Raw genomic sequence first — 18110 nt, forward strand, 5'->3', positions numbered from 1 at the left:
CTCCTGGGGATTTGCTCAGTTGCCGTCACCCGGCAATCGCAGCCATCCGGCGTGGACGACAACTACTCTTCGCCGTTAAATCCGGCGCGGTTCAGCAGGAATTGCGACAGCATCGCAACCGGACGGCCGGTGGCACCTTTGGCTTTACCGGAGCGCCATGCCGTCCCGGCGATGTCCAGGTGGGCCCAGTTGTACTTACGGGCAAAGCGCGACAGGAAGCAACCCGCGGTGATTGCTCCGCCAGGACGGCCGCCAATGTTCGCCATATCCGCAAAATTAGACTCCAGTTGCTCCTGGTATTCGTCGCCCAGCGGTAAACGCCATGCGCGGTCACCCGCTTGTTCAGACGCGCCAATCAGTTCATGCGCTAGCGGATTATGGTTCGACAGCAGGCCGGTAATATGATGGCCCAACGCAATCACGCATGCGCCGGTCAGCGTTGCCACATCGATCACCGCTTCCGGCTCGAAACGCTCCACATAGGTCAGTACATCGCACAGTACCAGGCGGCCTTCCGCGTCCGTATTCAGTACTTCAACGGTCTGGCCGGACATGGTGGTCAGCACATCACCCGGGCGGTACGCACGCCCACCAGGCATGTTTTCACAGCCCGCCAGCACACCAATCACGTTGATCGGCAATTGCAACTCGGCCACCATGCGCATCACGCCATATACAGCCGCCGCGCCGCACATATCGTATTTCATCTCATCCATGCCTTCGGCAGGTTTGATCGAAATACCGCCAGAGTCGAACGTCAGGCCTTTACCGACCAGCACGATCGGGCGCGCATCTTCAGACGGGTTGCCTTTGTATTCGATGACCGACATCAGCGATTCGTTCTGCGAACCCTGGCCTACTGCCAGGTAGGAGTGCATCCCCAGCTCGCGCATCTGTTGCTCGCCAATAACGCGCGTGATGACGTTTTTACTATAGGTGTCGGCCAGCTGGCGTGCCTGAGAGGCGAGGTAACCGGCGTTACAAATGTTTGGCGGCATGTTACCGAGATCTTTCGCTGCTTTAATACCGGCGGCAATGGCCAGCCCATGCTGAATGGCTCGCTCGCCACTGGTCAGCTCGCGGCGGGTCGGCACGTTAAACACCATTTTACGCAGCGGACGACGTGGCTCGCTTTTGTTGGTTTTCAGTTGATCGAAGCTGTACAGCGTCTCTTTCGCGGTTTCGACGGCCTGGCGTACTTTCCAGTAAGTGTTACGCCCCTTGACGTGCAATTCAGTCAGGAAACAGACGGCTTCCATTGAGCCTGTATCATTCAGCGTATTGATTGTTTTCTGGATTACTTGCTTGTACTGGCGCTCATCCAGTTCACGCTCTTTACCGCAGCCAATCAGCAAAATACGCTCAGAGAGGACATTCGGTACGTGATGAAGCAACAACGTTTGCCCCGGCTTGCCTTCCAGTTCGCCGCGACGCAGCAGCGCGCTGATGTAGCCGTCGCTGATCTTATCAAGTTGTTCGGCAATCGGAGAGAGTCGGCGCGGCTCAAAGACACCGACAACGATGCAGGCACTCCGCTGTTTCTCCGGGCTACCGCTTTTTACACTGAACTCCATGCACTACGCTCCTGAATCTTAAAGACAACGGCGGCGGCTACGGATAGAATTGCAAGCTTTCGTAACTCGTGTCCGCTGTTGCGGTGACTTCGTGTTAATCTTAATGTTACTTCGGTTTAGGCGCGTCAGAATCGGGTCTTACGCACGTATCCGCTGAGTATATTAATCTTAGCGATGATTTCGACGACTCAAGAGAATAAATGACGTTTAAGCCATGAAACAAGCGATTTTCCAGGAAAAAGACTGGTTTTTACGGGCGTAATTAAAGTGATAATCATAAGATATCTGGCTCGGGAGACGCTGAAAAGCCAGCTTGCGATACTATTCATCCTGCTTTTGATTTTCTTTTGTCAAAAACTGGTACGAATTTTAGGCGCAGCGGCAGACGGTGAAATCCCTACCAACCTTGTACTCTCCTTGCTGGGTCTGGGCGTGCCTGAAATGGCGCAGCTTATCCTGCCGTTGAGTCTGTTTCTCGGCCTGCTCATGACGCTGGGTAAACTTTATACCGAAAGCGAAATCACGGTTATGCACGCCTGCGGTCTCAGTCGCGGCGTCCTGGTGAAAGCCGCCATGATCCTTGCGCTGTTTACCGGTGCGGTGGCGGCAGTCAACGTGATGTGGGCTGGCCCGTGGTCGTCTCGCCATCAGGATCAGGTGCTGGCAGATGCCAAAGCCAACCCCGGCATGGCCGCACTGGCACAGGGCCAGTTCCAGCAGGCATCAGATGGCAATTCCGTCCTGTTTATCGAAGGGGTGGAAGGCCGCACTTTCCATAACGTCTTCCTTGCGCAGCTTCGCCCAAAAGGCAATGCGCGCCCGTCGGTCGTGGTTGCCGATTCGGGGCAAATTAGCCAGCATAAAGATGGTTCCCAGGTGGTGACGCTTAACAAAGGCACGCGCTTTGAAGGGACAGCGATGCTGCGTGATTTCCGCATCACGGATTTCCAGAATTACCAGGCGGTTATTGGCCATCAGGCCGTTACGCTCGATCCTTCGGATACCGAGCAGATGGATATGCGCACGCTCATCAATACCGATAACGATCGCGCCCGCGCAGAGCTGCACTGGCGTTTAACGCTGGTATTCACGGTGTTTATGATGGCGCTGATGGTTGTGCCGCTGAGCGTGGTGAACCCGCGTCAGGGGCGGGTGCTCTCCATGTTGCCGGCAATGCTGCTGTACCTTGTTTTCTTCCTGCTGCAAACGTCGCTGCGTTCCAACGGTGCGAAAGGCAAGCTGGATCCAATGATCTGGATGTGGGCAGTGAACCTTCTTTATCTGGCGCTGGCTGTCGCGCTGAATCTCTGGGATACCGTGCTAATGCGCCGGATCCGCGCCCGTTTTGCGCCAGGAGGAGCGGTATAATGCAGGCTTTTGGCGTACTTGACCGCTATATCGGTAAAACCATTTTCACCACCATCATGATGACGTTATTCATGCTGGTGTCGCTCTCCGGCATTATCAAGTTTGTTGATCAGCTGAAAAAAGCCGGGCAAGGCTCGTACGACGCGCTGGGCGCGGGGATGTACACCATCCTCAGCGTGCCGAAAGATATTCAGGTCTTCTTCCCAATGGCGGCGCTGCTTGGCGCACTGCTGGGCCTGGGCATGCTGGCGCAACGCAGTGAGCTGGTGGTGATGCAGGCTTCCGGCTACACCCGTATGCAGGTGGCGTTATCGGTGATGAAAACAGCGATCCCGCTGGTGCTGCTGACCATGGCGATTGGCGAGTGGGTAGCTCCCCAGGGCGAGCAGATGGCACGTAATCAGCGCGCGCAGTCGATGTATGGCGGTTCGTTGCTCTCTACCCAGCAAGGGCTGTGGGCTAAAGACGGCAACGACTTTGTCTATATCGAGCGGGTGAAAGACGAGAATGAACTGGGCGGCGTCAGTATTTACGCGTTCAACAATGAGCGCCGCTTGCAGTCGGTTCGGTATGCGGCCTCCGCGAAGTTTGATACCGACCAGAAAATCTGGCGTCTGTCGCAGGTGGATGAATCGAACCTGACCGATCCGAAACAGATCACCGGCACGCAGACCGTCAGCAACACGTGGAAAACAAACCTCACGCCAGACAAACTCGGCGTGGTGGCGCTTGATCCAGACGCGCTGTCGATCAGCGGCTTGCACAACTATGTGAAGTATCTGAAGTCGAGTGGCCAGGATTCCGGGCGTTACCAGCTCAACATGTGGAGCAAAATCTTCCAGCCGCTCTCCGTCGCGGTGATGATGTTGATGGCGCTGTCGTTTATCTTTGGCCCGCTGCGTAGCGTGGCGATGGGCCTACGCGTGGTGACCGGTATCAGCTTTGGGTTTGTGTTCTACCTGCTGGATAAGATTTTTGGCCCACTGACGCTGTATTACGGCATTCCCCCGGTATTGGGAGCACTGTTACCAAGTGCGACCTTCTTCTGCATCAGTTTATGGTTGATGATGCGCAAAAGTTAACCCGCTACCGTTTTCAGGCAGTGGCCGAAGCGGTTTGTGTCTATCTCTGGAGAGGCTGCGGCCTCTCTTCGTTTTTCAGCAAGGAATCGGCATGTTGTCATGGTTGATCCGCAGTATTCTGCGTTTTTCCGCTATTTTCTTTTTCGCCATGCTCAGTTCCGTGCTGATCCTGGCGGTAATTGGCGCGCAGTGGTTTGCTTCGTTGATTGGCGACAGCGTCGTGCTGGCAGTTGAAGTTCTGATCACCATGATGGCGTTAGGCCTGGTGGCGTATTTCACCCGCCGTGCCGATGCGCTGGCTCGCGTCGTGGGGACAGTGCGGGCAGGCTCTCCGGAAGAAAAGCAGGCTGACCGGGTATTACCCCGCTTTGATCTTGCGGAAAAAACGCTCGAATTTGCCTGTTTTATCTTTTTACCGCCCGCGATTGCCGGTTTTGTCCTGCTTGATGAGCGCCTTTCTATGTACCTGCACGGCGGGTTGCTGGTGCTGGCAATGGTGGGCGCATTCTGGCAAAGCCATCGCCTTGAACAGCTGCGCGCGCTTCGCGGGTATCGCACCATCTTTGGCCGGACAACACCGTAACCGTAACTCAGTAAATTCTGTTCTTTGTGTCGTGGCGCGCGCCAGGGGCTATGCTTTTGCATACCATTCACAACATAGTGGAAGACCATGTCCAGATTCTTTTTCAATGACCGCAAACAACTGGTCAATGATGCCATTGAAGGTTTGGTAATTTCAGCTCCGCACGGCAACCTCGTCCGACTCGATATTGATCCTGCTATTCGTATTGTTGCCCGTGCCGACTGGGATAAAAGCCGCGTGGCGGTGATTTCCGGCGGTGGCTCCGGCCACGAACCCGCCCATGCCGGGTTTGTGGGTAAAGGCATGCTGACAGCGGCCGTCTGTGGCGATGTTTTTGCCTCGCCGAGTGTCGATGCCGTTCTCAATGCCATTGTCGCGGTCACCGGCGATCGCGGTTGCCTGCTGATTGTCAAAAACTACACTGGCGACCGGCTGAACTTTGGCCTCGCGGCTGAAAAAGCCAAGCGCTACGGCCTGAAGGTGGAGATGGTGATTGTCGCTGATGACATCGCCCTGCCAGACAACAAACAGCCGCGCGGCATTGCGGGTACTGCACTGGTCCACAAAATCGCCGGTCATGCTGCTGAACACGGTAAATCGCTCAGCGAAGTACGCGACATTGCCCAACAGGCCTGCGACAACGTCTACAGCCTCGGGCTGGCAATGGAAACCTGCAACCTGCCGGGCAGTGACAGCGAGGAAGGGCGTATTCAGCAAGGCAAAGTTGAACTGGGGTTAGGCATCCATGGCGAACCGGGCGCCAGCACGGTTGATACCCACAACAGCAAAGCGCTGATCGAGACGCTGGTTGAACCGTTACAGGCGGCGGTCGGTAACGATCGCGTCGCGGTACTGATCAACAACCTGGGCGGGGTATCAGCACTGGAAATGGCGCTGCTGACCAAAGAACTGGCGCACTCCGCGTTAAAAGACCAGATTGCCTATCTGATTGGTCCCGCGCCGCTGGTCAGTTCACTGGATATGAAAGGTTTCTCGTTGTCATTACTGCGGCTGAATGAACAGTTTGAGCAGGCCATTTGCGCCGAGGTGCAGACCGTCGGCTGGCAGAAACCGGTGCCGTTCGCGCCGATAAAAACACAGTCGCACAATGCCGTATACGATGGACTGGAAATTGAACCTTCAGAGAACCCGAAGGTGAGGGCGCTGGTCAGCCGTGCCGCACAAACGCTGATCGACCTGGAAAACCGCCTCAATGCGCTGGATGCGAAGGTTGGCGACGGCGATACCGGCTCCACTTTTGCCGAAGGCGCGCATGAAATCGTGCGTTTACTGGGAAACAATGCGCTACCGCTTAATAACAGCGCCCAGTTGCTGCAACTGACGGGCGAGCGTCTGGCAACGGTAATGGGCGGCTCCAGCGGCGTGCTGATGTCAATCTTCTTTACCGCCGCAGGCCAGGCGGTACAAAGCGGAACGGCCCTGCCTGAAGCATTGCTCCTTGGGCTGAAGCAGATGAAACATTATGGCGGGGCGGATCTGGGCGATCGCACCCTGATCGATGCGCTGCAACCGGCATTAGAAGCGCTGCGCGACAGCGGGCTGGATGCGGCCGTGGCAGCGGCAAAAACCGGAGCTGCCAGCACCGCGACCATGCAAAAAGCGGGGGCGGGGCGCTCATCCTATGTCAACAGCGAAAACCTTGATGGCGTGAGCGATCCGGGAGCGGTGGCCATTGCCGGGGTGTTTGCCGCCATCGCAGAACAGGCCCGATAATCGTTATCTGATAGCGCCCCCTGGCACGGCATGTACCTGGAGGCGCGTTGCATATACGGCCTGCCTGGGCAGCAAGCCACTAAGCCAGCGGGTTAAAAATCGGCTTTCAACACCACGCGATAACGGGCTTTTCCGTCACGCACATGCTGGATCGCGTCATTGATTTGCGACATCGGGAACATTTCAGTGGTCGGTGCCACTTTGGCGCGCCCGGCAAACTTCATCAGCTTACGTAGCTCAAATGGCGTACCAGTCGCCGAACCCGAGATGCTGCGATCGCCCGCGATCAGGGTAAATGCTGGTACTTCCAGTGGCTTCATCACCGCACCCACGGTGTGGAAGTGTCCGCCGTGCGTCAGCGCTTCAAAATAGGGCTGCCAGTTCAGATCGACGTTAACGGTATTGATGATCAAATCATACTGGCCTGCCAGCGCTTTCAGCGCTTCTGGATCGCGGCTGTTAACGACGTAATCCGCCCCCATAATGCGCACTTCCGCTTCTTTTGCCGGGTTGGAGCTGAACGCCGTCACTTCGCAACCCATGGCGTGCAGCAGCTTAATGGCGATATGCCCGAGGCCGCCAATGCCAATCACGCCGACGCGGCTGGTGGCGGTAATGTTGTGCATCAGCAGCGGCTTGAACACCGTAATCCCGCCGCACAGTAACGGCCCGGCGGTTTCGATATCAATGCTGTCCGGCAACGGGATCACCCATTGCCAGTCGGCGCGGATCTTATCGGCAAAACCGCCGCGATTAAGGATCGTCGGCACGGCGCCGTTCTGGCAGTTGATCTGGTTGCCATCAATACAGGCATCGCAGTGCCCGCAGCTGCGTGCCGTCCAGCCAATGCCCACGCGCTGGCCAACTTTCAGGCCTTTGTTCTGCGCAGCACTGCCCAGCTCGACCACGCGGCCAATCACTTCATGCCCGGCGACCAGCGGGTACTGCGAAAAGCCCCACTCGTTGTCGATCATCGACAAGTCGGAGTGGCAAATTCCGCAATAATCCACCTGCACTTCCACATCTTCCGCCGACAGCGGGCCTGCGTCGAACTCCTGCAACTCCAGTGCCGCACCGGCCTGCGGCGCGGCGTAACTTTTAATGATGCTCATCACGGATTCCTTTGATTGAGAGGGGAACGCATGAAGTGTAGGGCATCTGGCGGTCGGCGGGCAGCCCACTGGCGCGTAGATCGCCCGTTTCGTTAACACCGAGCGGCTGCAGGGCTCCTCCCGGCTGGATTTTCGGAATCTCCACAAGGCTAATTCCGCCCCGCAACTTTGCAACACGATGTGTCAGAACCATCCTGAAATGGAGGGGATGTCCCCACTGAAAACAGGAGCAAAATCATGGCCAATCAACCGGACAGCACTGGCGATGCGGGTGTGCAATTAATTAAGTCTTTTGAAGGGCTTAGATTAGAGAAATACAAAGATGCCGTCGGCAAGTGGACCATCGGTTACGGCCACCTGATCCTGCCGAATGAGAGCTTCACCAGGCCGCTTACTCAGGCCGAAGCCGACGCGCTATTGCGTGCCGATCTGGGAAGTGCCGAACGCAGTCTTCACCGGCTGGTAACGGTGGATCTCAATCAGAACCAGTTCGATGCACTGGTGTCGTTTACCTTTAACCTCGGGGCCGGTAATTTGCAGACTTCTACACTGCTCAGGCTGCTTAATGCTGGCGAGTATTCGCAGGCTGCCGACCAGTTCCCTCGCTGGAACAAAGCGGGCGGCAAAGTGCTGGCCGGGCTGACCCGGCGGCGCGAAGCGGAACGAGCGCTGTTTTTAAAAGAGGTATGATGCGTTGGATAGCGGCCTGTCTGCGACGATCGCCAGGCCGCGTGTTCTGCGTTTTCCCTGGGCTGTCTGCCCTGGGCCATTTTCCCCGTCTTTTACCGTCATCCAGCCAATATTTTCACGCTCTTGCCCCCGTTACTGTGGGTTTGCGAATTCGCAACGCGATGTTTTCGTATAACCCACAGGAGTATGCATTATGGATTCACAATTTATTGGATCGGTCATTAATGCACTGCCGCTGGAGCACATGATTGGCGGTCCTCTGCAGGCAATGATCAAAGCGCAGGTGCAGGCAAGTAAAGCGTATGCCGACTTCCTGCTCTCGGTGTGTATCAAGGACGGTAAGGCGGAGTCAGTGCAGTTTGACTACGACGAAACCGTGGTTGACGACAAGGGCGTGATTCAGGGCGTGGTGAAAAAAACCATGCGCATCCCGCTGTTGGCCGCCATCTCTCACCCGAACATCAGTATCGAAGAAGGCACCATCGACTTCGAACTGGAAGTGTCTCAAAGCGAATCCAGCAACAGCGAAACCAGTGCCGAAGCCTCACTGGAAGCATCTGTTGGCTGGGGGCCGTTCAGCGTGAAAATCTCCGGCCGTGTGTCGCATAAAGCGCAGCAAACCCGCTCCAGCGATACCCGTGCGAAGTACAGCATCCATACCCAGGTTAAACGTCAGCCACCGCCGGAAGCCCTGATGCGTGTGATTGATTTCCTGACGGATGCCGCAACACGCCCGGCTGTTCTGCCGTCTGAGGCTCAAAAGCTGGAGTCCAAACAGCTTGATGCCTACCCCGCAACGCCAACGGCAGCGGAACCCGCTCCGGCGGCACACCCCTGATGTTCACCCTGAGGCTGCCTGGCAGCCTCATTTCTCACGGAGCGCACTATGTCAATGAAAGACTGGCTTCGCGGCAACCGTGGCGCGGAACCGAAGGCGGGTCCAACTACACCACCGCCACCCCCATCACCGGAAGAGAGCGCCGGGTTGCCGCCGGCCGATCCGCCCGCGGAAGAGAACGTTGGCCTGCCGCCTGCCGACCCGCCACAGGATCCGCCGCCGCCTCCACCGCCCTCGGGTGACGGTACGCCACCCTCCACGCCTGGCGGGGTTCCGGTCACGCTGGCGGATATCACGCGCGGTATGCAGCACGCGGCATCGGCGGCGAACCAGCTGATCGCCCACCAGTATATGCAGGCGCTGGATCCCTTTTTTGAACACAGCGACGACGGGCGACTGGTACCGAAAGTCGTTGAGATGGCGTTAGACGATGAGCACCACTTCAAATTGCCGCTGGTGGCGCTGTCTACGCCGCGTGGGCTGATGCTCGAGAAGATGAAAGTCTTCCTCACCGTACGCACCGATGCGGTTGAGCAACAGAGCACCCTCTCAGGCGCCCCTGATGACGCAGTCAGTCGCTTTCACGTCAGCATGTCGCCGCCAGGCCGTGAAGGTAGCGGGCGTGATAGCGGGCATGTGGATATTGAAATGCAGTTCACCGTGCTGGAGCCGCCAGAGAGCGTAATGCGGCTCATTGAAGAGTACACCAGGCAGGTTCTTCCCCAACCCACCCACAGGAGTAATGACAATGGCTAATCAACCGCTGAACACCGGCGTGGCCGGACTGACATTAATTAAATCCTTTGAAGGTTTGAGTCTTGAGAAGTACCGCGACGCGGTCGGCAAATGGACCATTGGCTACGGCCACTTGATCCTGCCCAACGAGAGCTTTCCGCAGGCGCTGACCAAAGAGCAAGCCGAAGATCTGCTGCGCGCCGATTTAGGAATGACCGAACGCGGCATCCGCAAGCAGGTGACCGTGGATCTTAATCAGAACCAGTTTGATGCACTGGTGGCCTTCGCGTTTAACGTTGGGCTGGGCAATTTGCAGAGTTCGACCCTGCTACGCTTGCTTAACCAGGGGCAGTACCAGGCGGCGGCCGATCAACTGCCGCGCTGGAATAAAGCCGGCGGTAACGTCCTGGCGGGGCTGACGCGCCGCCGTGAGGCCGAACGTGCGCTGTTTCTGGCTCCGTTAAACTGATAGCGCAAGGAGAATTATTGATGAAACGTTATTTCCCGATGGTGGTGGGGGCCGGACTGCTGGCCTCGCTGTTTGTGCTGCCTGCCCGTGCCGACTTGCCGCAGTGCAGCGCGGTGGTGCAGGCGGCCAACCAGCTACTGGCGCAGCAGAATAAGAAGACTGTTCAGGATGAGAAAAAGCTGACGGCTCTGCTCAAAACCCTGAACCGCGATGACGTGTTGCCCGCTGATTACGTCACCCGCGAGCAGGCGCTAAAACTGGGCTGGAGCGGCAAAGCGGAAGATTCGCTATGGAGTGTCTGGGCGCTGAATAAAAAGCAACTGGGCGGCGATCTCTGGACCGGTAAACCGCTACCGGGCAAAGGTAAATGGTACAGCGCAGATGTGGATAGCGTACGCGGTCTGCGTAGTAACAAGCATCTGATCTACAGCCCGGAAAGCGCGACGCGTTATCTCACTACAGATAATGACGCCACTACCGTCACGCTTCCCCCTTGCCAGTAGGCACGTTAGCGGCCTCATCCTATTTGTTGAGGCCGCCTGTTCAGGAGGATAACGCGATGGCCGTTGACGGTATTCAGTTATTAAGCCAGGGACTGGCCGCGCTCGCCGGATTGTTTGGCGGGCTGAGCGTCTCTTTTTTCTGGCAGCCAAAAAAACTGCATCAGCATGGCCGGCTTGCTGCCGGGGTGATCATCGGCGCGATTAGCGTCAGCACCACGTTTACGCTCGGCGGGTTTATCGCGCGCTGGCTGGGCATGAACTTTAAAGACAGCGATATTGCTATGGGCATCGGCTATTTTGTCGGGGCGATAAGCGTAGGAATGATTGCCTGGCTGGCCAACTTCTTTAACCGCCGGGAAGGGCACGATATTTTGCAGGTGGCAGGAGAGTTAAAACGCGCCGCCCGGGGCGCAAAAGCTGCGCCGCGCCGCCGCGCGCCCAGACGGTCTAAACCGGGGGAATCATCATGACGTTAAAGCTTTTATTCTGGGTCGTAACACTGTTGGATGTGGCGATCGCGGTAATTATTTTTGTTAGTGCGTTGAGCAATAAAATGCTCACGATTCCGTTATGGTATCGCATCGGTTTATTAATTACGGCCTTTGGTTTTACTGTGCAGGGCTGCCTTAATTTACCCTTTCTGTTATTTAACGTTATTTTAATGGCGCAGGAATTACCGTTCTGGATCTTAAAAGATGTCGGCATTGGGATGATTTCAATTTATTATTTCTGGCACACCATGCATAAAGATGAAAAACCGAAAAAAGCCCCGGCGCGTAAAAAAGCGCCAGCGACCAAAAAAGCCACCACGCCGCGAACGCCGCGTAAAAGAACCCCCGCACAATAATCAACACGGGGTAACTGCCGAACCGGTTACCCCGTGAAATGGCCCAGGCCATTTATCACTCCATTCCCGGCCAGTTGCCAAATATTCCACATGCTGTAATGGCGTTAATTTGAACCTGCGAATTCGCATATCTTTTATTCCACTCGCAGGAGATGATTATGTCTGTTAAATATGTTTTATCACGTAAGGTAAAAACGCACGGCATTATTTCTGCTGTTGCAGCATCACTGTTTTTATTCTCGGCTGGCGTACTTGCAGAGAATAAGGGGCCTGCTTGCGTATTCCCGGATGACAAACTGTCAGCGGCAGAATGGGCAAAAGCGCAGGATAAGGCTGGTGGTCATATGGATACCTGCCATATTGCAAAATCAGATCAGTGGCTTGTAGATCGTACCAATGGTCCTAAAGATGGTTGCACCAAAGCGGGCACAGCAACCACCTGGGAAAACGCTGACGTTATGTGGAAGTATATTGGCCAAACTATCCGTACTTTTTGCGCTGCCAAAGAAGAAAGTAAAAGTTCTTTTGAATATCAATCATTACCTCTCGATGATAAAACTACACCTGTAGAAGTAGGCAGAGGCTATGATGCAGGCGGTGCCTTTGTAATAAAGAATAACGGGAAAGCTTATATCAAGCTGGTTAAAAAGAATCAATTGTGGCACGTACAAACCAGTTACCCCCAACAATAAGATAAACAACAGGAGCATTATGCCCACGCATAATGCTCCTTTTTGCTCAGAAAAAAGGCATCAGCAGAAAATAAAACAGGTCAGTATTAATCGTCTGAGTACATCATTGCCGCCTGAGTGCGATTATTCACATTCAAACGGCGAAATATGGATTCCAGGTGCGCTTTTACCGTTCCGGCGCTGATATTTAAACGACGACTAATTTGTTTATTCGACTCACCCGCCGCCAGCAGCTTGAGGATCTCGCGCTGGCGCTCGCTCAGCCGGGCCAGCGCGCTCTGGCCATTATCCAGCAGGGTAATGCTCTCCTGCGGCAGGCAAAACATCCCCAGCGACGCTGTGCGCAGCGTCTGGGCAATGGTTTCTGGCGGCGAGTCGCGGCGAACAAAAGCAATCGCATGATGGTTAAGAAACAGGCGCAGTAATGTGGGCTGGCATTTATTCATTAGCATCACCACCGGGATTGCCGGGTGGTGCAATGCCAGCGCATCAAGCAATTCGAGACTCGCAGTTTTATTTCCATCTCCGTCCAAAAGAATTAACGACGCCGGAAATTCGTTAAGGGTGTCGTCAATTTCATTTTGATTATTCAATCCACGAACTTTCACCTCCGGAATATATTGCGACAGTACTGATGCCATTCCTTCAATAAATATCGACTGCTTGTCAATCATGAGTACATGCATGCGTCGTCTCCACGTAATAGCGTTCTTCATTGAGTCTATTAATCATCAGAGTAAACAATGAAAAGTAAAAAAAGAAACAGGCTAATTGGCATAGGTCTTTTAACCGATATGCCAGTTTAGTGAAATTGAAAGTGGATTATGTTTTTAATAAAATATCATATATTAAAAAAGACGACTGCGCTATTTTGCAAGATTATTAGTAGGCTGGCTTTTATAAAATAATCGCGTGCCAATGTGAAGCGTTATTTTACCCGTAAAATATAATTGAAGGTTACCCCGCAAGCAGCGAGGGCAGGGAGTTACAGTTTGACCAGGCGCTGATTTTTTCAGCACTTAGCAGCGGATACCATGATCGTGACTTGCATAGCGGCCCACGGCAGGTATAATCCAACACGTTTCCGCATCCCCTTCAGTGCCGAAGTGGCGAAATCGGTAGACGCAGTTGATTCAAAATCAACCGTAGAAATACGTGCCGGTTCGAGTCCGGCCTTCGGCACCAAGTGATGCAAAAATGAGCTACCTTAGGGTGGCTTTTTTTGTGTCCATATTCGTCCAGATTCGTTCATATCCGTTTGTAATTTAAAGATAATTTATATAAATGTTATCCTCTTTCTAATTGTGGGTACTGTGCGTGATGGTCGTTTTTCATCCATTGACATCCGGCCGATTTGGGGGCAAAAAAGGGGGCAATTCTCCGGTTCGATAGAGGTTGACCCCCAAATGGCGCTTACAGATCTCGCAATCCGGCATGCCAAGCCGTCTGGCAAGGCATACAGGCTCTCCGACTGTCACGGTCTCTACCTGCAAATTAATCCCTGCGGTTCGAAACTGTGGTATCAGAAATTTCGTTATGAAAACAAAGAGAACCGTATGTCATTAGGGCCTTATCCGCTGATTTCCCTCGCACAGGCAAGGGAAAAGCAGGCGGAGATAAGAAGGCTTATTTTTGAAGGCATTAACCCAGCGGAAAAACGCAGGGAGGAAAAACGCGGTGGAGTACCGCTTCATACATTCGAGTCCGTGGCACGCGAATGGGTCGCCAGCAATCTCAGATGGACGTCAGAACACGCAAAGCGGGTACTGCGTTATTTCGAGCTCTATGTTTTCCCCACCAATGGCGATCGCGACATCACCAAACTGAAAGTGATGGATCTGCTGCTACCCATTAAAGAAGTGGAGAAAGCCGGTAAACTGGATGTCGCTTCCCGCCTGCAACAGCGCACTGCCTGCGTGATGCGCTACGCCGTCCAGAATGGCATTATCGAGCATAACCCTGCTGCAGATTTAACCGGGGCGGTTGCCACTGCAAAAGTACGTCACCATCCGGCCCTGGATCTTCATCTCATTCCCGATTTTCTTGAACGTATTGATGACTACAAAGGCCGCAAGTTAACCCAACTGGCGGTGAAACTGGCGCTGCTGCTATTCATCCGCTCCAGCGAACTGCGGTTTGCCCGATGGGAGGAGATTGATCTCGATAACGCCATGTGGACGATACCTGCTGAGCGTAAACCGATCCCCGGTGTGAAATATTCCGTGCGCGGTGCAAAAATGCGTTCCACTCACCTGGTGCCACTCTCCCGTCAGGCGACAACCCTCCTCAATGAGATCAAACAGCACACACGGCCAGGTCTGGAGTTGGTTTTTCCTGGCGACCATGATTACCGCAAGCCGATGAGTGAAAACACCATCAATAAGGCGCTGCGGGTGATGGGTTACGATACGCAAAAAGAGGTCTGCGGCCACGGCTTTCGTACCATGGCCTGTAGCGCCCTGGTGGAATCAGGATTGTGGTCCAGCGATGCGGTAGAGCGTCAGATGAGCCATCAGGAACGTAAGCGCGTGCGGGCAGCCTACATCCATAAAGCGCAGCATCTGGAAGAGCGCAGGGAAATGATGCAGTGGTGGGCGGATTACCTGGATGCCAACCGGTTCCGGCACGTGGTGCCGTATAATTTCAAAAAACCATCGGGCGACACCACGGACCTCCTGAGTCTTCAGGAGCGTAATGCCCGGCGTCTGGAAGAACTGAAATCATGGATTCTGGCTGATTCGGAATGGCTGACGGCCAGTGACCTGTCGGTTAAAGCGGGGTTTAAAGCCATCGATACTGATGCTGGTCCAAAACGCTGGAAAGCTGCCGGAAAGATTTTTTCCCTTAAGGTCAACGGTGAGGATTTATATCCCGACTACGTTCTGGATGATAAGGCTCGACCTCTCAAGGTTGTTACGTTGATACTTTCACTCTTTAAAGAGCGCAAAACGCCCTGGGGTCTGGCTATATGGTTTGGTTCAGGAAATAGCTGGCTGCGAGGGGAAAAACCTAAAGATCTGTTACTAACTAAGCCTGATCTGGTTGTTATGGCTGCTCAGGAGGAAACAGAATCGGGAGAACACGGATAATATATTATGTATCAAAGCTGACCATTTATGGCTAAGGGGTATGTAGAGGTTTTTATAATAATGAACAGAATCGTAGATTATCCGTTTCTACGGTCAAAATAACAATAACCTGATAGCATGGCGCACCAGTTCTGGAATGACAGAACAGGTGGCGGCTCTTATGTCGTGGAGCGCGGAATATCCGCTCAGAATGGGGTAATTTATTGATTTAATTCCTGCAATAGTCGGGTATTGATGTACAGCTTCTCGCGTCCTACGCTCATTTCTTCCAGAACACCTATCTCAACCAGTTGCTTAAGGTATACCGATGCTGTTTGCCGTTTTGCCACTCCGCGATCGACCAGATTTTCAATCCGGCAGTAGGGCTGCGCGAACAGAATCTGGAGCAGCTCATGGGTGTAAATTTTCGGCAGCTTTTCCCGGATGTAATCGGTTGTTTCTGCTATGAGGGCCCGGATTATGGCGATTTTTTTCGTTGTCCACCGCGCTGTATTTTCGATCGCTTCCAGCATGAAAAGGATCCATGCCTCCCATTCTCCATCAGCCGTTACGCTGCGAAGCAGGGTGTAATAATCGCTGCGCCTTTCGAGGATAAAACGCGACAGATAGAGAATCGGCAGCGAAAGTAATTTTGTCTGGATGAGATACAGGATATTGAGGATGCGCCCGGTTCGACCATTCCCGTCCGGGAAGGGGTGGATGCATTCAAACTGGTAGTGAGAAATCGCCATTTTCACCAGCGGATCCAGGTCATCTTCTGCGTGAATGAAGCGCTCCCAGTTCGCCAGTAAATCACGAATGGCGGCTTCTCCCACGGGGGGGGTGTACACGACGTTGTTATCCTGGTCGCGCAACACGGTGCCCGGTGTTTTGCGGATGTCTGTTTGTACGGCGCGCAATTTGGTGCAAATGGAAATAGCTGTATTTGTACATAACGGGTATGCGTTCAGGTGCTCAAAGCCCTCATACAATGCCGTGCGGTAGCGCAGGGCTTCTTTTGTAGAAGGATCTGCGTTCTCAGCCCGGTCTGCATACTGGAAAAGCTGATCGCTTGTTGTCACAATGTTTTCGATACGCGAAGAGTCTTTCGCTTCCAGCATGGGAAGGATGTTTATCAGTAAACCTTGATCAGGAATCAATTCACCGGCAGTCTTCAGCTCAGCGATAGCTGCGCGTGCAGTGATGCATGCCTTGAGTACCCGACGTGTTTCTATGCGCTCCAAGTCGGGGGGCAGTACTGGCAGTGCGTTATAGGGGATTTCGGGATTCCAGCTCATACGTTTAAAATAATCATTTTTATCGACATATTGCCATGATATGTCGATGGTATCGACTTGTCACGTCTTCATGTTTATAAAAAGTGCTTCTATCGACATATGAGCAAAACGTGTCGATACCACAAATGTATCTACCGGCGTACAGCATGTGCTGGCATAGCTGTGCCGGAGCGTGTGCGGGGTCACCGGCACGGAGAAGGTCACGCCGTCGGCCGCAGCGGCGCCCACGGCTTCATTCATCCACGTCCGGGCTGTCCGGTCGGTGATCTCCCAGAGCCGTGCCTTTTCCGTCCGGCCGGTGCGTCTGTTTTTGCGCTCCAGCGGTATTTTCCGAGTAGCCACCATCATCTCCAGTTGGCTGACGTACTGGCTGTCAGACAGGGGAACCAGCCGGTGAGCCTGACTCCCAGCCGGCGCACGGCCTGCCGTTCTGGCCGCTTTTTCCGCGCGCTGCTTCAGCGTGGCCAGCTGCACGAACGGGTACGGCGGTGCCAGCGAAAAATCTACCCGCGTCAGGGCAAGCGCTTCGTTGATGTGCGCGCCGGTATTCCGCAGTGTCGCCAGAAGCATCCTGCGGTGCAGATCCGGGACATAGTGGCGCTGGGCACAGACTTCCGGTGCTAGCAGGTATTTCGGCAGTTCATCCTGTACGAGAGCCATCTGGCGCAGTGCCAGCGCGGCCGGGTAATCGATGGCCACCAGCAGATGTGCCTGCGGGTATGAGTCGCTGTACGTGACAATACCGGTCATCAGTTACTCTTGTTGTTACATTCATTCGCTTCCGTGGAAGACATGTGTGACATCAAAGAATCGTATGCCTTATTGTCAGATCTACGCAGTCGAGCCTCTGTGGACCAGTGGCGTCGACGTGCTTCACGAAGTTCCGATAACATTCCCGACTTGTCTCTCAGATGGGGCGAATCGGGCAACCCGGCTACCCTGCGCAATTTTGCGGCCAGAATAAAAGCTCTTACTGCGGCTTCAAAACATATAAAATTAAGAAATAGCTCGTAGCGCGAGTCATAAGAATCCTCTAACCGGTTAATCCGAGAAATAATCGCAACATGGTCTGCTTCAAGTGAGCGGATTCTGAATATCTGTCTTGGAGGCAAAACACGCCAATCACCGCTTGCGCCCGAAAGATCTATCGAGGGTATCCTGTTGTCCCTTCTAAGTGAACCAAGATCACTCCAGCGAAGATACAGCCATCCTGAGGCATAGCGTTCCAGAAGGAAGACAAGTTCTGTGACTATATAAAGTCGTTCAGCAGCCGCTTTATCAGCTGCCGTCCGTTCTTCCCGTCTGCGTGTAAAGTGATGAGTAAGACAAACACCACCAAGAGCCGCGCCCGCGGATGAAACCGCCGTGATGATCTGTGGCCACAGGCTGGCGCTGTCTTTCACGACCTTTACGCCTTCGGTGGCAATAAACCAGTCAGCCATAGTTGTTCCTTTTAATGAGAATGACCTGCCCCCAGGATTAGATACAACCTTCAGTTAGTAATGTCGGTTGGTTTT

At 54.1% G+C, this 18110-nt stretch carries 19 protein-coding genes, 1 tRNA gene and 1 pseudogene; 15 read left to right on the forward strand and 6 right to left on the reverse strand.

Features of this window, described 5'->3' with window-relative positions; all coding sequences use genetic code 11:
• Window positions 1-62: 62 nt before the first annotated feature.
• Entirely contained in the window at window positions 63-1574 is a 1512-nt protein-coding gene (gene pepA, locus RTX30_RS15915; RefSeq protein ID WP_312691145.1) for a leucyl aminopeptidase, read from the reverse strand.
• Window positions 1575-1727: 153 nt separating this feature from the next.
• Between pepA and RTX30_RS15920 the strand changes: the two genes are divergently transcribed.
• The 5 genes from RTX30_RS15920 to RTX30_RS15940 all read left to right on the forward strand — a co-directional run bounded on the left by RTX30_RS15920 (window position 1728) and on the right by RTX30_RS15940 (window position 6341).
• Window positions 1728-1778 carry a hypothetical protein gene (locus tag RTX30_RS15920; protein ID WP_216637209.1) on the forward strand — a complete coding sequence of 17 codons (51 nt, stop codon included), beginning with the start codon at window positions 1728-1730 and terminating at the stop codon, window positions 1776-1778.
• 63 nt (window positions 1779-1841) lie between these two features.
• Entirely contained in the window at window positions 1842-2942 is a 1101-nt protein-coding gene (gene lptF / locus RTX30_RS15925) for an LPS export ABC transporter permease LptF (protein WP_312691146.1), read from the forward strand.
• Window positions 2942-4024, forward strand: coding sequence for an LPS export ABC transporter permease LptG (gene lptG / locus RTX30_RS15930; RefSeq protein ID WP_312691147.1), 1083 nt, complete (start codon window positions 2942-2944; stop codon window positions 4022-4024). Before lptF ends, lptG begins: the two co-directional genes overlap by 1 nt.
• A 91-nt stretch (window positions 4025-4115) precedes the next feature.
• The gene (locus tag RTX30_RS15935; RefSeq protein WP_312691148.1) at window positions 4116-4607 is read left to right on the forward strand and encodes a hypothetical protein; all 492 of its coding nucleotides are present in this window, start codon (window positions 4116-4118) and stop codon (window positions 4605-4607) included.
• An 87-nt stretch (window positions 4608-4694) separates the two neighbouring features.
• On the forward strand, window positions 4695-6341 hold the full coding sequence (locus RTX30_RS15940; protein WP_312691149.1) for a dihydroxyacetone kinase subunit DhaK: 1647 nt from the start codon (window positions 4695-4697) through the stop codon (window positions 6339-6341).
• 92 nt (window positions 6342-6433) lie between these two features.
• Here the strand turns inward: RTX30_RS15940 and RTX30_RS15945 are convergent, their stop codons facing one another.
• Entirely contained in the window at window positions 6434-7453 is a 1020-nt protein-coding gene (locus RTX30_RS15945; RefSeq protein WP_312691150.1) for an NAD(P)-dependent alcohol dehydrogenase, read from the reverse strand.
• A gap of 237 nt (window positions 7454-7690) precedes the next feature.
• On the opposite strand from RTX30_RS15945, the gene RTX30_RS15950 reads away from it, so the two are divergent.
• From RTX30_RS15950 to RTX30_RS15985, 8 genes are all read left to right on the forward strand, one after another.
• Window positions 7691-8143 carry a lysozyme gene (locus RTX30_RS15950; protein WP_312691151.1) on the forward strand — a complete coding sequence of 151 codons (453 nt, stop codon included), beginning with the start codon at window positions 7691-7693 and terminating at the stop codon, window positions 8141-8143.
• 193 nt (window positions 8144-8336) lie between these two features.
• Window positions 8337-8981, forward strand: coding sequence for a DUF2589 domain-containing protein (locus RTX30_RS15955; protein ID WP_312691152.1), 645 nt, complete (start codon window positions 8337-8339; stop codon window positions 8979-8981).
• 48 nt (window positions 8982-9029) lie between these two features.
• Window positions 9030-9737: a DUF2589 domain-containing protein gene (locus RTX30_RS15960; protein ID WP_312691153.1), complete on the forward strand. Its 708-nt coding sequence runs from the start codon at window positions 9030-9032 to the stop codon at window positions 9735-9737.
• On the forward strand, window positions 9730-10185 hold the full coding sequence (locus RTX30_RS15965) for a lysozyme (protein ID WP_312691154.1): 456 nt from the start codon (window positions 9730-9732) through the stop codon (window positions 10183-10185). Before RTX30_RS15960 ends, RTX30_RS15965 begins: the two co-directional genes overlap by 8 nt.
• A gap of 20 nt (window positions 10186-10205) precedes the next feature.
• On the forward strand, window positions 10206-10688 hold the full coding sequence (locus RTX30_RS15970) for a ribonuclease (protein ID WP_312691155.1): 483 nt from the start codon (window positions 10206-10208) through the stop codon (window positions 10686-10688).
• Window positions 10689-10744: 56 nt separating this feature from the next.
• Window positions 10745-11158 (forward strand): hypothetical protein, encoded by a 414-nt coding sequence (locus tag RTX30_RS15975; RefSeq protein WP_312691156.1) that lies wholly within the window; start codon window positions 10745-10747, stop codon window positions 11156-11158.
• The gene (locus tag RTX30_RS15980) at window positions 11155-11535 is read left to right on the forward strand and encodes a hypothetical protein (RefSeq protein WP_312691157.1); all 381 of its coding nucleotides are present in this window, start codon (window positions 11155-11157) and stop codon (window positions 11533-11535) included. The genes RTX30_RS15975 and RTX30_RS15980 overlap by 4 nt, the downstream gene beginning before the upstream one ends.
• Window positions 11536-11693: 158 nt before the next feature.
• The gene (locus RTX30_RS15985) at window positions 11694-12227 is read left to right on the forward strand and encodes an RNase A-like domain-containing protein (protein WP_312691158.1); all 534 of its coding nucleotides are present in this window, start codon (window positions 11694-11696) and stop codon (window positions 12225-12227) included.
• 86 nt (window positions 12228-12313) lie between these two features.
• On the opposite strand, the gene RTX30_RS15990 is transcribed toward RTX30_RS15985, so the two are convergent.
• Window positions 12314-12913, reverse strand: coding sequence for a response regulator transcription factor (locus RTX30_RS15990; protein ID WP_312691159.1), 600 nt, complete (start codon window positions 12911-12913; stop codon window positions 12314-12316).
• A gap of 414 nt (window positions 12914-13327) precedes the next feature.
• On the opposite strand from RTX30_RS15990, the gene RTX30_RS15995 reads away from it, so the two are divergent.
• Both RTX30_RS15995 and RTX30_RS16000 read left to right on the forward strand, forming a co-directional pair.
• Window positions 13328-13412 (forward strand) — tRNA-Leu (locus tag RTX30_RS15995).
• A 221-nt stretch (window positions 13413-13633) separates the two neighbouring features.
• Complete coding sequence (locus RTX30_RS16000; RefSeq protein WP_312691160.1) at window positions 13634-15316, forward strand: phage integrase central domain-containing protein; 1683 nt, start codon at window positions 13634-13636, stop codon at window positions 15314-15316.
• A 200-nt stretch (window positions 15317-15516) separates the two neighbouring features.
• On the opposite strand, the gene fic is transcribed toward RTX30_RS16000, so the two are convergent.
• The 3 genes and pseudogenes from fic to RTX30_RS16015 all read right to left on the reverse strand — a co-directional run bounded on the left by fic (window position 15517) and on the right by RTX30_RS16015 (window position 18035).
• Complete coding sequence (fic, locus tag RTX30_RS16005) at window positions 15517-16593, reverse strand: protein adenylyltransferase Fic (protein WP_312691161.1); 1077 nt, start codon at window positions 16591-16593, stop codon at window positions 15517-15519.
• 133 nt (window positions 16594-16726) lie between these two features.
• Window positions 16727-17343 (reverse strand): annotated as a pseudogene (locus RTX30_RS16010) (phage integrase family protein); the annotation flags it as partial.
• Window positions 17343-18035, reverse strand: a complete 693-nt coding sequence (locus RTX30_RS16015) for a hypothetical protein (RefSeq protein WP_312691163.1) — start codon at window positions 18033-18035, stop codon at window positions 17343-17345. The gene RTX30_RS16015 and the pseudogene RTX30_RS16010, both read right to left, overlap by 1 nt.
• Window positions 18036-18110: the final 75 nt, after the last annotated feature.

This window comes from Kosakonia sp. (assembly GCF_032052965.1).
Classification (GTDB): Bacteria; Pseudomonadota; Gammaproteobacteria; order Enterobacterales; family Enterobacteriaceae; genus Kosakonia.

Bases quoted from the DNA above. Each gene is read 5' to 3' on its own strand.
- pepA (WP_312691145.1), bottom strand. From the start codon at position 1,574: ATGGAGTTCAGTGTAAAAAGCGGTAGCCCGGAGAAACAGCGGAGTGCC.
- lptG (WP_312691147.1), top strand. From the start codon at position 2,942: ATGCAGGCTTTTGGCGTACTTGACCGCTATATCGGTAAAACCATTTTC.
- RTX30_RS15935 (WP_312691148.1), top strand. From the start codon at position 4,116: ATGTTGTCATGGTTGATCCGCAGTATTCTGCGTTTTTCCGCTATTTTC.
- RTX30_RS15940 (WP_312691149.1), top strand. From the start codon at position 4,695: ATGTCCAGATTCTTTTTCAATGACCGCAAACAACTGGTCAATGATGCC.
- RTX30_RS15945 (WP_312691150.1), bottom strand. From the start codon at position 7,453: ATGAGCATCATTAAAAGTTACGCCGCGCCGCAGGCCGGTGCGGCACTG.
- RTX30_RS15950 (WP_312691151.1), top strand. From the start codon at position 7,691: ATGGCCAATCAACCGGACAGCACTGGCGATGCGGGTGTGCAATTAATT.
- RTX30_RS15955 (WP_312691152.1), top strand. From the start codon at position 8,337: ATGGATTCACAATTTATTGGATCGGTCATTAATGCACTGCCGCTGGAG.
- RTX30_RS15960 (WP_312691153.1), top strand. From the start codon at position 9,030: ATGTCAATGAAAGACTGGCTTCGCGGCAACCGTGGCGCGGAACCGAAG.
- RTX30_RS15965 (WP_312691154.1), top strand. From the start codon at position 9,730: ATGGCTAATCAACCGCTGAACACCGGCGTGGCCGGACTGACATTAATT.
- RTX30_RS15970 (WP_312691155.1), top strand. From the start codon at position 10,206: ATGAAACGTTATTTCCCGATGGTGGTGGGGGCCGGACTGCTGGCCTCG.
- RTX30_RS15975 (WP_312691156.1), top strand. From the start codon at position 10,745: ATGGCCGTTGACGGTATTCAGTTATTAAGCCAGGGACTGGCCGCGCTC.
- RTX30_RS15980 (WP_312691157.1), top strand. From the start codon at position 11,155: ATGACGTTAAAGCTTTTATTCTGGGTCGTAACACTGTTGGATGTGGCG.
- RTX30_RS15985 (WP_312691158.1), top strand. From the start codon at position 11,694: ATGTCTGTTAAATATGTTTTATCACGTAAGGTAAAAACGCACGGCATT.
- RTX30_RS15990 (WP_312691159.1), bottom strand. From the start codon at position 12,913: ATGCATGTACTCATGATTGACAAGCAGTCGATATTTATTGAAGGAATG.
- RTX30_RS16000 (WP_312691160.1), top strand. From the start codon at position 13,634: ATGGCGCTTACAGATCTCGCAATCCGGCATGCCAAGCCGTCTGGCAAG.
- fic (WP_312691161.1), bottom strand. From the start codon at position 16,593: ATGAGCTGGAATCCCGAAATCCCCTATAACGCACTGCCAGTACTGCCC.
- RTX30_RS16015 (WP_312691163.1), bottom strand. From the start codon at position 18,035: ATGGCTGACTGGTTTATTGCCACCGAAGGCGTAAAGGTCGTGAAAGAC.